14 protein-coding genes are annotated in these 15,195 nt (G+C 42.2%); 7 read left to right on the top strand and 7 right to left on the bottom strand.

The features are described 5' to 3' along the window. Positions 1 to 35: 35 nt before the first annotated feature. From OSCI_RS16525 to OSCI_RS16515, 3 genes are all read right to left on the bottom strand, one after another. A complete protein-coding gene (locus OSCI_RS16525) occupies positions 36 to 1,799 on the bottom strand; it encodes a sensor histidine kinase (RefSeq protein WP_007356177.1) in 1,764 nt (587 codons plus the stop codon). A 491-nt stretch (positions 1,800 to 2,290) separates the two neighbouring features. After that, entirely contained in the window at positions 2,291 to 5,518 is a 3,228-nt protein-coding gene (locus OSCI_RS16520) for an SNF2-related protein (RefSeq protein ID WP_007356175.1), read from the bottom strand. Between the two features lie 206 nt (positions 5,519 to 5,724). Further along, the gene (locus OSCI_RS16515) at positions 5,725 to 6,510 is read right to left on the bottom strand and encodes a hypothetical protein (protein ID WP_007356174.1); all 786 of its coding nucleotides are present in this window, start codon (positions 6,508 to 6,510) and stop codon (positions 5,725 to 5,727) included. Positions 6,511 to 6,719: 209 nt separating this feature from the next. Here OSCI_RS16515 and OSCI_RS30055 point away from each other — a divergent pair, with 209 nt between their 5' ends. Then, a complete protein-coding gene (locus OSCI_RS30055; protein ID WP_155523367.1) occupies positions 6,720 to 6,866 on the top strand; it encodes a hypothetical protein in 147 nt (48 codons plus the stop codon). Between the two features lie 234 nt (positions 6,867 to 7,100). Continuing rightward, positions 7,101 to 7,580 (top strand): rhodanese-like domain-containing protein, encoded by a 480-nt coding sequence (locus OSCI_RS16510; protein WP_007356173.1) that lies wholly within the window; start codon positions 7,101 to 7,103, stop codon positions 7,578 to 7,580. 221 nt (positions 7,581 to 7,801) lie between these two features. On the opposite strand, the gene argB is transcribed toward OSCI_RS16510, so the two are convergent. Next, the gene (gene argB / locus OSCI_RS16505; RefSeq protein WP_007356172.1) at positions 7,802 to 8,698 is read right to left on the bottom strand and encodes an acetylglutamate kinase; all 897 of its coding nucleotides are present in this window, start codon (positions 8,696 to 8,698) and stop codon (positions 7,802 to 7,804) included. A gap of 351 nt (positions 8,699 to 9,049) precedes the next feature. Here argB and OSCI_RS16500 point away from each other — a divergent pair, with 351 nt between their 5' ends. Further along, a complete protein-coding gene (locus OSCI_RS16500) occupies positions 9,050 to 9,829 on the top strand; it encodes an HAD family hydrolase (RefSeq protein WP_007356171.1) in 780 nt (259 codons plus the stop codon). A gap of 197 nt (positions 9,830 to 10,026) precedes the next feature. On the opposite strand, the gene mreD is transcribed toward OSCI_RS16500, so the two are convergent. The 3 genes from mreD to OSCI_RS16485 all read right to left on the bottom strand — a co-directional run bounded on the left by mreD (position 10,027) and on the right by OSCI_RS16485 (position 12,537). Next, a complete protein-coding gene (gene mreD / locus OSCI_RS16495) occupies positions 10,027 to 10,590 on the bottom strand; it encodes a rod shape-determining protein MreD (RefSeq protein ID WP_026103617.1) in 564 nt (187 codons plus the stop codon). After that, positions 10,587 to 11,432, bottom strand: coding sequence for a rod shape-determining protein MreC (gene mreC / locus OSCI_RS16490; protein WP_007356169.1), 846 nt, complete (start codon positions 11,430 to 11,432; stop codon positions 10,587 to 10,589). Before mreC ends, mreD begins: the two co-directional genes overlap by 4 nt. A 97-nt stretch (positions 11,433 to 11,529) precedes the next feature. Continuing rightward, positions 11,530 to 12,537: a rod shape-determining protein gene (locus OSCI_RS16485; protein ID WP_026103616.1), complete on the bottom strand. Its 1,008-nt coding sequence runs from the start codon at positions 12,535 to 12,537 to the stop codon at positions 11,530 to 11,532. Between the two features lie 578 nt (positions 12,538 to 13,115). On the opposite strand from OSCI_RS16485, the gene OSCI_RS16480 reads away from it, so the two are divergent. The 4 genes from OSCI_RS16480 to OSCI_RS16465 all read left to right on the top strand — a co-directional run bounded on the left by OSCI_RS16480 (position 13,116) and on the right by OSCI_RS16465 (position 15,191). Beyond that, complete coding sequence (locus tag OSCI_RS16480; protein WP_007356167.1) at positions 13,116 to 13,475, top strand: single-stranded DNA-binding protein; 360 nt, start codon at positions 13,116 to 13,118, stop codon at positions 13,473 to 13,475. 47 nt (positions 13,476 to 13,522) lie between these two features. Continuing rightward, positions 13,523 to 14,044, top strand: coding sequence for a tetratricopeptide repeat protein (locus tag OSCI_RS16475; RefSeq protein WP_007356166.1), 522 nt, complete (start codon positions 13,523 to 13,525; stop codon positions 14,042 to 14,044). Positions 14,045 to 14,136: 92 nt separating this feature from the next. Then, entirely contained in the window at positions 14,137 to 14,802 is a 666-nt protein-coding gene (locus tag OSCI_RS16470; RefSeq protein WP_007356165.1) for a ribbon-helix-helix domain-containing protein, read from the top strand. After that, the gene (locus OSCI_RS16465; RefSeq protein WP_007356164.1) at positions 14,802 to 15,191 is read left to right on the top strand and encodes a type II toxin-antitoxin system death-on-curing family toxin; all 390 of its coding nucleotides are present in this window, start codon (positions 14,802 to 14,804) and stop codon (positions 15,189 to 15,191) included. Before OSCI_RS16470 ends, OSCI_RS16465 begins: the two co-directional genes overlap by 1 nt. Positions 15,192 to 15,195: the final 4 nt, after the last annotated feature.

The raw sequence follows: 15,195 nt of genomic DNA, 5'->3' as shown, positions 1-15,195 counted from the left end.
AGCAATTACCCATTACCCATTACCCATTACCAACTTTAACCACCAATAGGTAAAGTAATAACAAATTCTGTCCCCTCTCCCGGTTGAGAATCAACCTCGATTGTACCCTGATGTTTGGTAATAATTTGGTGGGAAATAGCTAGTCCTAAACCCGTACCTTTACCAATGGATTTAGTGGTAAAAAATGGATCGAAAATGTTCTCTTGAATTTCTGGCGGCATTCCAGGGCCATTGTCTCGGATTTTCACCTTAACACAATTAGACTCAAAAACTTCGGCATTAATCCAGATAGTAGGAGCTGAATTTCCAAGCTCTTCTAAAGCATCAATTCCATTGCTAATGATATTCATAAATACCTGGTTTAACTGTGCCGGATAACAATTAAGCGGCGGCAATTCGCCATATTCTTTGATAATTTTAATTCCGTGCTTGAGCCGATAGTTGAGAATCACAAGAGTGCTGTCAATCCCTTCGCGAATATCGGTGATTTTCATTTCACATTCATCTAGACGCGAGAAATTACGCAGAGAGATTACAAGCTCGCGAATTCTATCAGCTCCTATTTTCATAGAAGATAATATTTTGGGCAAATCTTCGCTGAGAAAATCTAATTCTATTGCTTCAATTTGGTTTTGAATTTCCTCTACTGGCTCGGGATAATGCTGTTGATAAAGTGCTAGCAATTCCATTAAGTCGTGAATATAGCCGTCAGCGTGTTCAATGTTACCGTGAATGAAGTTGATGGGATTGTTAATTTCGTGAGCAATGCCTGCCACCATTTGACCAAGGGAGGACATTTTTTCACTCTGAATTAATTGAGACTGAGTTTGTTTTAATTCTTTCGTGTAGTCTGCTACTCGCTGAATTAACTGATTAAAAGATACAGCTAAACTTCCTACTTCGTCTTCTGTTGTAACTGGTGTTTGCAGGTGAAAATTTGATTCACGAGTGACTTGTTGAGCAACATTTGTGACAGTTTCTAAAGGCTGTGCGATCGCGCGGCTAGTATGGTAAGCAAGAATGGCTGCTATGATTGCAGAAATCAGCATACTACCAATGATTATTCTGATTCTGAGTGCTTCTGCATACTGTACACCTTCGATTGCTTGCAGTCTTTGAATGCGTAATGCTGAAATTTCTCGATCTAAATTCTCAGAAAACCCATCTATTGCTAACGCCTTTTCGCCGCTAACATTCCTCAACATTTGTAGTTGTGCTGACTCGATCTGGTTGGGCTTTATATTCCAAGCGTTGGTTTCCATTAACTGCAACTTAATCAGTTCGGCATAGTAATCGATACTGACAGCATACTTATCCAATAAACTGGACAATTCACTATTGCCAATCGCTAAATTTTCAGTATATTTTTTGGTGAAATTTCTGATGTTTGCTATCAGGATTTTAGCGTAATTGATTTCTTGTATAAATTTAGAATTTTCATATTCTAGCAGAACAGAATCTCCGATGACAACAGGCAGTCGCGAGGCGTGCGATCGCGCGTGAAAGACAGTATCCTGTAAATTTTGCAGGAGTTCTTGTTGCTGTTGAGCAATGTTTAACTGATACAAAGCTTGCTTGCGGAAGTAGTCTCCGAATCCCATCCCTATTCCCGTTCCCAAAATGGCAATCCCAATTGCCAAAGCATAGCCATAGCCGATTTTTTGGCTAATTCGTAACCGACTGAATATTTGGTTTATCCCCTTTTTCGGCTTAGCTGAATTTGTAGATACCTGCTTTTGAGGGAATTTGTCAGCCTTGGCTTTGCTTTCTCTGGGCTTTGCGGGGGTTAATAGCAACATCACAACTTCCTCCCAAGCTCATCAGGAGTAAACTCCTGCCAACTTAACCAGCTAAATCTGCGCGATCGCGGCTGATGGGCGCAATGTACCTAGTGTTAATACTTAGTATGCCTCTTTTTTAGATAAAAGGTTTGTGATCTCTATCAATATTTTCTGTGATTGTACACAGAATTTGAAAATAGCTGGTAGTAAAACCTCTAATTTTATACTAATTGCGCCAATGGCTGTAACTTTTGCACCTCGTTCAAAGGATTTGATTTTGAAGACTATTGTTCCCTGTAAATTTCGTAAATTTCCCTTCGCTTGGTGTTGCCTTACCAATTTTTGGACGAGAATTTTACTTACAAGCTAATATAAACTACATCCTCTTCTTTATCAGAATTAGCCATATTTTTTTATAGTAATTAACAAGTAAGAAATGGAATTTAAGATGCTGGATTCTGCCATATTATGCCTCTCCTGAAGTAGAATTTAAACTTAATAATCATTCATTATACATATAGCCCAATAATTGCGGCCACAATCCGTTCATCGAGGGGTTGCACTAAAGGAACTTTAAATGCTTCGTTAAGTTTTTCTATAGGAATAGGCTCTTCTATTAAATCATTATATAGGTCTTTAAGGCGCAAAGGCTCAGAGCGCCCACGCTCTTTCAAACGCTTAAACCACAAAGGACGAATGATATCAAGCCACCAATCAGCTAGAAGGCTTAGGTCTACACGCTCTTTTCCTAATTCTCCTTTTATGCTAGAAAGTAGATGATCCACTAATGCTTCATACTCAACTTGATTTTCCTTAATAGCTTTATTCTTGTATTCTTTCAGAATTTCCTTCATCAAAATGAGAGCACGTTGCTTTTTTTTTGGTAGTAGCATTTCCTCGGTTTTAATCAGAATATTTATAAAAGATTCGAGCCATACATTATCTTTTTCTCTCTCTATACTTTCAACAGGATAAACCAGATTTTCTCGTAATTTTTGACTGATTTTCTCTAAGTCAGTTATCGGCTTAATTTCTAAAGAATCAATATATACCCAATTAGGTGCGCCCCATTTTGTTCCAGCAATAGCAAAGAAAGCCCAAGGACACTTTTCTGCTCTAACAAAACTCAAAGAAGAACGTATTTTACTTGTGCGTAACTGCTTATATACTTCGCAATTAACAAGAGATTTTTCACCTTCTACAAGCGATCTTACAGGATCAAAAACATCCCCTAGTTTCCAACTTTCACTTATACTTAACTCCTCATCTAACTTGACTAAATCTGCTTCCAAAATAATCGGCTCGGATGAATCTGTATCTATATTTTGGGACAAGTTTTCAGGGAGTTTAAGGTTTGACCCTAACAAATCCGAAACCAAATAGTGACGAGCTAAAAACTTGCCCTCAGAAGACCGTAAGGCAAACTCAGAGCTATCTTTTGGCCACCAAGACTCAATAGTAGAATGAGGGTTATCCATGCGATCTATCCGACCTATTCGCTGCTCCGCCAAACGGATAACGCTCGGCGTAGTTAGTTGCACAATTGCTGAAGCTTGTTGAAGGTTGACACCCTCAGACATTGCATCTGAACACAAAGCGATAGTTCTTGATGCCTTAGATCCAGGTTGAAATTTTTTATTCATTTTTTGAGCCTCTTTTGGATTGGCTCCAGTGGCAATTATTACATCGCAAGAATGATAATTATTAAGATGGCGCTTGATGTCATAGAGAGTTATTAGGCGGCTATCAAAAGCTATTATTAGTTTGTGTTTATCTAATAAATTATAGAGTTTCTCGGCTTTGGCTTTCTCTCTTGAATCAGAGATACGTTTAGATAAGCTTGTAATATTTTTGTAAATATCAATCTCTTCTTCACAAGCTTCTTTATGTTTAGCTGGATCAGTTAACCAATCTGGCAGTTGAATTTGAAGTTGATTTTGAGGAGGGATACCAGCTAATCCTTCTAATTTTTTGACTAAATTACCCGTTTCCTGTGCTTTAATACAACCTTGAATATTATAGTATTTTTGAGCATACTCAGTTCCATAAATATGTTCAAGTAAGGCTGAACGTGAAGAACGCAAGCAAGCCATTACCTGATAAGCAGCCAATACTTTAGCACCCTTCAATCTAGCTTCAAGATACTTTTCCTCAGTCCAACCTTGCTTTCGGTGAAAATCACTTAATTCTGGAATATTTTTTAGATATAATAAACCCTGTAATCTCTGACTTTCCTCACGAATTTGTTTACATAAATTACGATCTTCCTCAGTTTCGCCGCACAAATAATACTGTGATTTATTTTCAGGATAACGGCATAAATCACCAAACTGATCCTTATAGCAATCTGGCTCTTCATCAATCATCCGATTAAGCATACTTTTAGTACGTCTAACTGTAAATTGTTGAATTGCACCTCTCAGCTTATCCCTTATATTGGGTGAAATCCTTTCGCTCAATTTGCCACGTTTGTTCCATATCGGTTTAAGCTCATCTAATAATTCATCATCAAAATTATCAGTTCCTAACAATTCAATGATCGAAAGCAAATCGTGTGTTCCTCTATTGATCGGAGTCGCAGTAAATACTAATATATAATCAGCAATATTGTTCATTAGTGCCTGTGTGCGATTCGCAGTACGACTGAAAAAATTGTGTCCTTCATCAATAGCAAGAACTTGACCCCGACGAATAGCAGAAATGATATCGTTGTCCTGTTTACTTAATAAGCCGTGCGAGTGTGTCTGAACACTGTAATCGCAATGCCTAAACTCTCTCTCCCAAGACTCTTGAACAGCAGGCGGACAAATTAATACAGGGCTACCCTGCCGCATCCGCCCAGTCTTCCAAATTTGGTTCATTACGCATTTAATCAGATGTGCTCCCATGCGAGTTTTGCCCGAACCCGTTGCATCAGCGATAAGTACACTACCAACATTCTCGATTACCCAAATTGCCTGGGCAATGCCCTTTTCCTGAGAAGGCCAAAGCTGCGGTTCATCGGCAAAATAGTTCGTAGATTTATATTTTTTTGCCCACTCACCCTCTAGTAATTCTCCACAAGCTCTGGCTAACGCTTCCTCCCAAGAAACTTGGCTTAAAAGTTGTTCAAGTAGCTCAATTAATTCATTATTATAGTCCGTTCCCAGATCCCAAATTTTTTCTGCTAACTCACAAGCTTCATCGAAACGCTTGATTTCCTTTTCCTTTTTTTGCTTTTGAAATCTCACGTTTGCTTCAATTTGATGGATTAGTCCAGAATTACTATAATTGCTAGAGCCTATAGTAATGGCATTGTCTCCATTAAAAATCTTCGCATGAATTGGTTTATTTGTGGCAATCCTTGTTTGCACTTTTCCAACTTTAATTAACTTGATAGCAGCAATAAGCTTGCCACATTTAAGGATAGAAATACCCCGATCTTGCCAGTATTGCTTTATTTCCTCAGAAAATTTATTTTTAGATTGAAACTCTTTTGCCTTTGTCGGATAGGGTTCATTCCCCAGTAAAATTCTAATTTCATTAAAAGCCTCTAAATTACTGTCTAAATCAAGATAATAATTATCAAGGCAGTCAATAATCCGATCTAGTGAAGCGTAACCAGTAATAATTAGTGGGTCTTTCGAGTCGCGTAAATCGCTATCGATAATTGCTCCCACACTAGAGCCTTTGTAGTTATACGGAAATCGTTCGCGCTCTGGCCAGCCCCTATCGCTTTCATCATTGAGAATATTCATAGGTTTTCTCCTTTCTTTGAGATGTTTTATTGTTAATATCTGAACGGCTCTTCCTTCAACATCCATTTCTCAACCGCAACACTCATTACTCCATCTTGAGATTGCAATTACCTCATCAATAAATTGAAACTTTTGAGATTAGCTGAGATTTTTGATGAGGTATTTACTTAATTCTTAACGAATTTAGAAAAGGATTTAGACCAATTTTAGGAATTTAGCCGTTTGACATAATAGCGAATTGCGCCAAGTGCAGTTTTGATTGAATCTTCAGCTTTATCCGCCGAGATATCTGTCATCTCACCACCTATCAACTGAATCAGATCGGTAGCTTGCATTTCCAACAGCCACTCATTAAACTGCGATCGCGCCACCCTTTCCCCAATCACCCGCCGTATCCGATAAATGGGAACCAAATCGTCATAGTTAAAATCTTGATTTAGCCGATCGTAAACCTTCAAAGCCACCACCTTAAACCTCTCATAAGAAGCGATCGTCTCCACCTCTGGCTTAGGTTTCTCCACCGCCACACTTACCGATCCCTCTTGAACCCGCAACCATTTCAATAGTGCATTCCCCAATCTCGTCCCAATTTGAGAACCGTCAAACTCAAACAGAGAATCGCTATTTTTCAAACCTTGAGCTAAAATCTGCTGACCCACATCCGTAATTTCAACTACCATTACTCGCTTTTCAGTCGAAAATGCGATCGCACCACTTTCTCGCAAACCAGTCAAAATTCCCTCATAATCTTTACTCGTCTCCCCAGTCCGCACAATCCTTTTAGTCAAATCCCCCTTCTTCACCCTCCCCTTACCAAAGGATACATCCCACAAATTCAGCAACACCCGAATTTTTCCTTTCGCATCCCAAACCAATTGTTCTTCAGGTGTCCGAGGCGTTTTAGACACAACAGTTCCTTCTTGTTCCGACATATCCATAATTCCAGTAACGGGTACAACAATCAGAGTTTTCAGTAAAAATACCGAAGACAAATCTGATTTTTCTATCGTAATACTTAGTGAGGTCGCAAAAACCTATCCAATTTCATCTTAACAGGACTTACGCACTCACTACAATTTTTTGTGATTGCGAATCCAGTAAAACAAACTCTAACCTTAATTTATCATTATCAGTACATAAGTCCTAGTTAAAATAACTCTGCCCAATTTAGGCATAATGAAATCGAATAAAATTTAGAGTATTGTCTAAACCCCGATCAATTGACAGCACTGCTAGTAATACTTGCGATCGCTCCCTAATTGGTAATTATACCTTGAATAATCAACCTGCCACATCCGCAGCGCAGCACGGCAAATTACTTACAAATTACTATGGCAGCAAAAAATAATCTCTTACAAACTGCCTCCCTGCCAGCTCTTACCAGCCTCAAGCATCTCCGATGAAACTAATAGATTCTCCTGTAGAGATTGCAATTACAGCATACATTTTTGAAGCTCATCATTCCCCCCTTAGCTAGATTTAATTCCCACCTTAATTTATAGCTTTATTCTTACTTTAGGAAGATAAACTCACCATAAATGCTTGTTACATTGCAAAAGCAGTAATGAGTTAAAGTTCCTTTATGAAAACAATTCCCGATCGAATTACAGAAAGCAAAGACAAGCTTCCAAACATTACTCCTACCCCTTCTCGTTTGAAAGCCCAATCCTCTAGTCATGACCTGAAATCTCGTCTAGATTGGGGCGAACCAGGGTTAACAATAATTGATGCACGCGATCGCGAAAGCTTCAACAAAAGCCACATCACTGGTGCGCTGCCAATGCCAATGGATGAATTAGTAGAACGGGCAAAAAGCAGCCTAGAGTACAATCGCGACATCTACGTTTATGGTGACAGTGACGAAGAAACTGCTCAAGCTGCTGCCCAACTTCGCGCAGCCAACTTTGAAAACGTAGCTGAACTTAGAGGTGGAGTTCCTGCTTGGAAAGCCATTGATGGCCCCATTGATGGTTCTCTAGAACACGACAACCCAGGCCCAGATGCCTACAACGTTCTTTCTCGCCTACAACACCACGCACAAGCGCAGAAAGTGAACCGATAAACAACTTTTCCCTCTCTTTAAGCGCAGGTATAAACAAGCACCCTTTTTTAGCAGCAACAGCGCTGTTTTATTCTCGGACTAAATCGACCAAAGAAAAGGCGATCGCGCTCTGGTAAACTAGAGAGCGATCGCCGATTTTTTATTGATTCAAATAACAGTTAACCGTTAACAGTTAACCGTTAACCGTTAACCGTTAACCGTTAACCGTTAACAATTACCCATTATCTCCTTCTAAATTCCGAAGCAACTATCATCGATCCAATCCCCGCATCTGTGAATATCTCTTGCAGCAGAGCATGAGGAATTCGACCATCAATAATATGTGCAGCGTGAACACCTTGAGCCAAACTACGGACGCAACAATTCACTTTAGGAATCATCCCACCAGACACAACGCCAGACTCCATTAGCCCCCTAGCTTCCTGAATATCTAGCTTTGCAATCAAAGTATCTGGATTGTGATAATCCTCCAAAATCCCGGCCGTATCAGTCAGCAAAATCAACTTTTCTGCCCCCAACGCCGCCGCAATTTCCCCCGCAACTGTGTCAGCATTGATATTGTAAGCTTGTCCCGTTTCGTCCGCCGCTACGCTCGACACTACTGGAATGTAGCCCCCATTAACCAGAGACTCCAGAAGATTGATTTTTACGCTACTGACTTCCCCAACAAAGCCAATACCTTCTTCACCTTGGGGGCGGGCTCGGATCAAATTAGCATCTTGGCCGCATAACCCTACCGCCCGGCCTCCCGCTTGGTTGATCAAGGAAACAATCTCTTTATTTACCCTTCCTACCAATACCATCTCCACAACATCCATCGTCGCGGCATCTGTCACTCTCAGACCATTCTTGAATTGTGGCTCGATCCCCAACTTAGCCAGCCAAGTGTTAATTTCTGGGCCACCGCCGTGAACAACAACGGGGCGCGCTCCCACACAGGAAAGCAGTACAATATCCCGCATCACCTTATCTTTAAGGTTGCTGTCTTTCATGGCTGCACCGCCGTATTTGACAACAATGGTGCGTCCCGCAAACTGTTGAATGTAGGGCAATGCTTCTGAGAGTACCTCAGCCCTATTGGTTTCAGACTTCCTGGGAAAATCGCTTTGTTTGAGCATGGGTAGTAGAATTACATTTTCACAATTATTAAAGATAATAGCGATCGGGTGTCAGCTTTTATCGCAACTGCCCAGAGGGTTAGATCCAGATCGATTGCTCAAACCCTTATGGGGATTGTATTTTCCTTCTTCCTTCTTTCTTCGGCTTGATATCCCCTTGGCTTTTTGCTGACACCCTCAAAGGAATATGGCGATCGCTCTCCCAAACTCCTCTAAAATGCGATCGCTCCAAGTCTTGTCAGTATTATAGTTTTTTCTAATCAACTTCTTAGGAAAAATCTCTCTACAACTTATGGATTCCTTGGTAAAGTAAAGAAATGTATTGTATTTGTAGATTTTAGTTAACGTTTTATGACAACCAGTGCAGTCTCAGAGTCGCCCCCAGCCAAGTTTTACTCCCACCCAGATATTGACTCATTTTCCCCGAAAATGACCGTATTCTGCGACTTAGATGGCCCCATCGTTGACGTATCCGATCGCTACTACACTACCTATAAGCTCGCATTAGCGGATACTCAGGCAGCTTATCAAGCTCAAGGAGTCTTTCTAAACATCACACTACTTAGCAAGCAAGAGTTTTGGGAAATGAAGCGCGAGCGAGTACCCGACGCTGAAATTGCCCAAATTTCGGGATTGCAAGGTTCGCAAATTAATGAGTTTCGGCAGCGAGTAATGGAAATTGTCAATGAACCAGAGCTTTTGCACTTAGATCGGCTTCAGCCAGGGGTACAATGGGCGATCGCACTTCTTCACTCTCACGGCGTGCGTCTAGTTTTAGTCACATTGCGCTCCCAAAGTCAAGCCACTCAACTCTTACAAAATTACGGTCTCGCCAGACTCTTTACCTGTATTCGCGGTACTCAGGTGACAGATGCTGCGTATAATAATTATGCTAACTTGAAAACGCAACTGTTAGATGAAGTTGTAGAAGAACTAGATTCATCAATAGACTCTGCTTGGATGATTGGAGATACGGAAGCAGATATCCTCGCCGGCCAAGCTTTAGGTATTCCCACAATTGCTGTTACCTGCGGTATTCGTAGCACTACCCAACTACACGCATTGCAACCCACCCGTATTCTCAGCGATCTAGTTTGCACTGCTCATCACTTACTAACAGTTAATTGTTAACAGTTAACTGTAATATCGAATCGCGTTCTACACGAATTATATATTTTGTCATTGCGAACGCAGTGAAGCAATCGCAAAGCCTTTTTGAGATTGCTTCACTAAGTTCTCAATGACTATACAGAAGCAATCGATCCTAATAATAACTATTACCAATTACCAATTCCCAATTCCCAATTCCCAATTCCCAATTCCCAAAATTAAGATTCCCAATTACTCGTTATATCCCACAATCGATTCAGAGGGAAATAGATCACCGGAGCCCAAAGACTGCTAAGAATAGCAGAACACAAAGCTACTCGTTGATGGTAAGTCCAAATTTCTCCTAAATTACTTTCCCCAATCCAACTAAACTGAAAAGCCATTACTGTCTCCGCTACCACAGCCATGCCAAACACAATTAAGGCTATAGGTATGGGGTCTTTTTCAATAATTTCTGGCGGAATAGAGCGCATTTTCTGCAATACAATCGTCAAAACTCCTACTATAACTAGACTCACCGCATGAGTTGGGTGAGGAGCAGTCATGGCATCTTGGAGGAAGCCCACAGCTATACTGCCCACAATAGCTTCCATTAGCGTCCGCTTGCGCCTAATACTCCAAGCCACTACCCAAATTAACGGCCAGTTAGGGCCAATTCCCAGAAGTTCCATTCCGGGGAGACGAGTAGGTAAAATCAAAATGCACACGATTACAGAAGCGATCGTTACACCCCAGTGGAGAAAATGGCGAGAACCCAGAGACATCCTAGAGAAATAAGTCATCGCTTTTCTTCGCCTCCTTCCTCTTGAGAAGACTGATTTTGAGCGGAATTAATCTTTGAAGGGGCATTTTGAGGAAGAGCTATCTCCGAGGGTTCTTCGTGTGCATAAACTACCACCCATTCCAGAGAATTAATCGATGCCGAGAATTCAATTATAGCTTCAGGGGCTGGACTTTTGTTCATATCCAAAGACTCCACCCTGCCTACTGGCAACCCAGCCGGATACAATTGGCTGAAAGATGAAGTTGAGACCATATCTCCTGGCTTGACATTCGGAACATTATCAAAAAACTCCATCACAGCCCGATTTTTCGCTTTGTCTCCTTTTCCCCGCAGGAAACCCATGTGACGACTGCGGCTTATAGCGACACCAACTCGGCTAGTAGGATCGCTAATCAAAACGACAACACTTGTATTAGGAGTGACATTAATAATCCGTCCTACTAAACCGCCTGGGCCCATAACAATAAACCCTTTGCGGATACCATCTTTACTACCTCGACCTAAAGTTACTTGTTGCCACCAATGGTCTGCACTTCGACCGATAATGGGGGCTGCAATTCCTTTAGTTTTCTGGGTAGCAACATAACCTAAAAGCTGTTGTAGCTTCTGATTTTGGGCTTGTAATTCTGTTAAGCGGTCTTGGAGTTCTTTAGTACGGGCATTGAGCAATTGCTCTTGTTCGGAGGCATTTACTTGGAAAGGGCGAGAAACCCAACCATAGACCTCAAATAATGCTTGACCTTGAGTTTCTCGAATTAACCAGGCTCCACTTAGAGCTATACCCAGCATAGCGATTTGCAATCGCAGATCCCACCATCGACGCAGTGTGTTTTTTAGCATAATTTCAGACTTTAGATTTTAGATTTTAGATTGAGGTAGCGATTTTAGATTTTAGATTGAATCCAAAATCCAAAATCCAAAATCCAAGATAGACTTCTTAGAGATTTCGCGATCGCCCACTGAACACCCGTTCTAATTGTTTGAAATTTTCCAAGACTCGACCAGTTCCCAAAACCACGCAGGATAAAGGGTCAGCGGCGACGTGAGTAACGATGCCGGTTTCATGGCTAATCAGAGTATCCAACCCTTTCATTAAGGCTCCACCCCCAGCTAGCATGATTCCCCTGTCAATAATATCTGCTGCGAGTTCTGGAGGAGTGCGCTCTAGAGTTCTCTTGACAGCTTCCACGATTACTGAAAGCGGTTCTGACATACTTTCTCGGACTTCTGGCCCTTTAATCGTAATCGTTCGCGGTAGGCCTGAGAGCAGGTGTAAGCCGCGTACTTCCATCGTGATATCGTCGTTTTCTAAAGTTGGATAGGCAGAACCGATTTGAATTTTGATATCTTCAGCGGTACGTTCTCCAATTACTAAGTTATGAACTTTTTTCATGTACTGGATGATGGCTTCATTGAGCTCGTCACCGGCAACGCGCACGGACTCGCTCAACACCGTACCCTGCAAGCTGAGCACGGCGACTTCTGTTGTCCCCCCACCAATGTCTATAATCATGTTGCCAGTAGCTTCGGCAACTGGCAATCCAGCCCCGATCGCAGCGGCAATTGGCTCATCAATTAACCGGACATCTCTGGCTCCCGCTTGAGAAGCAGCTTCCATGACGGCCCGGCGTTCAACTCCGGTAACGCCAGAAGGAATGCCGATCACTATCCGGGGTGCAACTAGGGTTCTGCCTTCGTGAACCCGCCGGATAAAGTGCTTGAGCATTAACTCTGCTGTGTCAAAGTCCGCAATCACGCCATCGCGCAGGGGTCTGAGGGCGATAACATTACCAGGGGTACGCCCCAGCATTTTTTTTGCCTCTTCTCCGACTGCGAGCGGGATTTTCAAATCTTGATCGATGGCAACTACAGATGGTTCTTGAAGAACGATACCTTTGCCGGATACGTACACGAGTGTGTTTGCAGTACCGAGGTCGATACCCATATCACGGGATAAGGAAAAGCGACTGAGAAAACCCACTGGTTTGTACCCTAAACTTAAATGCTACTGTGTGCATTGACACTCCCCGGTCTGAAGACGCGGGGATTCTTAAGGCTTTCCAGCCTTAATATCCCTATTGCTAGGGTTTCCGGGCGCAATCCTTTTGCCGAATGGCGGTCTGCTATCCTAGTCTTGCAACTAGCTCCTCGGTCGTGACTTTCCTCCAGTCCGGGGGTAGGTTTTAGCGTCTTTTACTGACGATTTAATCGTTTCAGAACTTGAGCATTGGTTGCGATCGATTATTTTGAGCATCCGTAGTACTGTTAAGTTAGATACTTGATTTCTCAAAATCCGCAACCTATAATGTAACTAAAATGTAACCAAGGTGGATTCTATTACGTTTTTGATCCTGAGTCTAGTCAGAATAGCTCATTGTTGAGCTGACGTTCCCCTAGAATCCATAATCTATATTGTCGAAAGAGGGGACGAAATCAGGATAAAGCCCAGACCTTGATTGTCTGGTCAAAGAACTATTTCTCTATTGTGGATGCTGTTTCATCATAAAAGCCGGAACTGAATTTATGAGTCTCAATGTTGTCACTCTTGTGGGCCGCGTGGGCGGAGAACCTGAAATAAAGTATTTTGATTCTGGTAGTGTTAAGTGCAAGTTGACGCTGGCAGTCAAACGGCGCTCTCGCAATACTGAGGAACCAGACTGGTTTACTTTGGAGATCTGGGGTAAAACTGCGGAGATTGCTGGTACTTATGTCCACAAAGGTAGCCAAATTGGGGTTACGGGGTCTTTGAAGTTCGATTACTGGCAAGATCGCAATACGGGTGCTAATCGCTCTACGCCAGTAATCAGGGTAGAACAATTAGATTTGTTAGGCTCGAAACGCGATAACGATAACAATATGTCGCAAAGCTACGATGAGTTATAGGCTCGTTGGATTTGGGTCGGTGAATTTTGAGTTTTGAGATAGCGATCGTGAGTTCAGATCAGTTAGAAGTTGTTCAGTCTGAGTACGCAACTGGCAAGGCGGTTTTTGAACGGGGCCAGTACGGGGATGCGGTGCGCCATTTTGAAGCGGCTAGTGCTTTGGTCGATCGCGGTTCCCGTTTAGGGGGTGAGGTGCAGATGTGGCTGGTGACGGCCTTGGATGCGGCGGGAGAAACTCAGGAGGCGATCGCGCTTTGTAAGAAACTTGTCCGCCATCCTAGTATAGACACTCGCGAACAAGCTCGTGGTTTGCTCTATATTCTGGAAGCGCCTAAGTTGAGCAAGCGCCCTGAATGGCTGGTGGAAATTCCCGATTTGGGAGCTTTAGGCGATAATCAGTCTAGTGCTTTGAAAGGTGGCGCTGGCGGGACGGTAAAGCCGTCGAAGCCTAAGCTGGTGATATCAGAGCCGATAGATTTGAGTAAGGTAAATACGAAGGATAATCGGTTTATCTGGGTGGGTTTGATTGGGTTTGGTGTAGCGATCGCGGGTTTAATTTTTTTCAGTTAGCGAATTGACAGACTTTTTCCTGTCGCAAGGCTACCCCTTCAAAGGCAGAAAGATAAGTTACATTAACCCCCTACATTTACTGGAAAATACCAATGCCAAAAAACAAACCAAACGTAGTTGAAACATATTTAGAGAGCAAAGTCAAGGTCGGAGTCTCGCTGACACCGACAGCGGCTAATCGTCTGACGGCGATCGCAGAAAAGCTCGGCATATCAAAGTCTGAGCTATTGGAGCGCATTGCTCACAGCGAGTTGCTCAAGTCTAGCAATGGAGCAGAGTTAACTTTTTCCTTGCAACATGGTTCGGGATCTCCGAAACAGGTTTCAAAATTGAAAGATCAAACAACTGAGGGCCAAAGTCACGACAGTGGTAAGGCTGAGTCCCCGGAAAATTCTGTTGCACAGTCAAAGGAATTGCTAGAAAGCTACAAAGCTTTGCAGAAGCAATATCAAGAACAGAGCGTGGCGATCGCATCTTTGCAAGCTAAAGTAAAAGAGTTGCAAAATCATCTAGAAGCTCAAGCTAGAGATAGTGTCTCTCTGGAAAGTTACCAAACTTTAGAGCGACAATCTCAAGAACAGATTGCAGCGATCGAATCTTTGCAAGCTCAAGTAACCGCCAATCGCTTTGGTATTTCCGTAGAAGCATTACTGCTTGCTGATACTGAAAACTTGCTCGCACCACCAGAAAAATCTTTCCAGAATGCTATGGAATACGTACTCAAAAAGAATGCGGAACTTTACCAAAGGCTGGCGTAATGCGCTATCTAACTTTAACTGAAGTTTTAGAACTTTATCGGTGCATTATTGAGCAGTCTGGCGGAGCATTTGGCATCCCTAATTTAGGAACCTTAGAGTCAGCTTTAGCTCAGCCACGCATGACATTTGGCGGGGAAGAACTTTACCCAACTATCATCGAAAAAGCTTCAGCCCTTGGATTTACTTTGATTAAAAATCATCCTTTCTTAGATGGCAACAAACGCATCGGTCACGCAGCAATGGAAGTCTTTTTAGTTTTGAATGGATTTGAGATTTCTGCACCTATGGAAGAACAAGAAAAAATTATATTACAAGTTGCATCAAGCGCGATTGCCCGCGATGAATTTACTGAGTGGCTGCGCTGTCATATTGCTCCTAATTCTATTTGAGAAA

It is taken from the genome of Kamptonema sp. PCC 6506 (genome assembly GCF_000180455.1).
In the GTDB taxonomy this organism is placed as follows: Bacteria; Cyanobacteriota; Cyanobacteriia; order Cyanobacteriales; family Microcoleaceae; genus Kamptonema; species Kamptonema formosum.
Note: the sequence above shows the minus strand (reverse complement) of the source record. Positions and strands in the feature narration are given on the sequence as shown.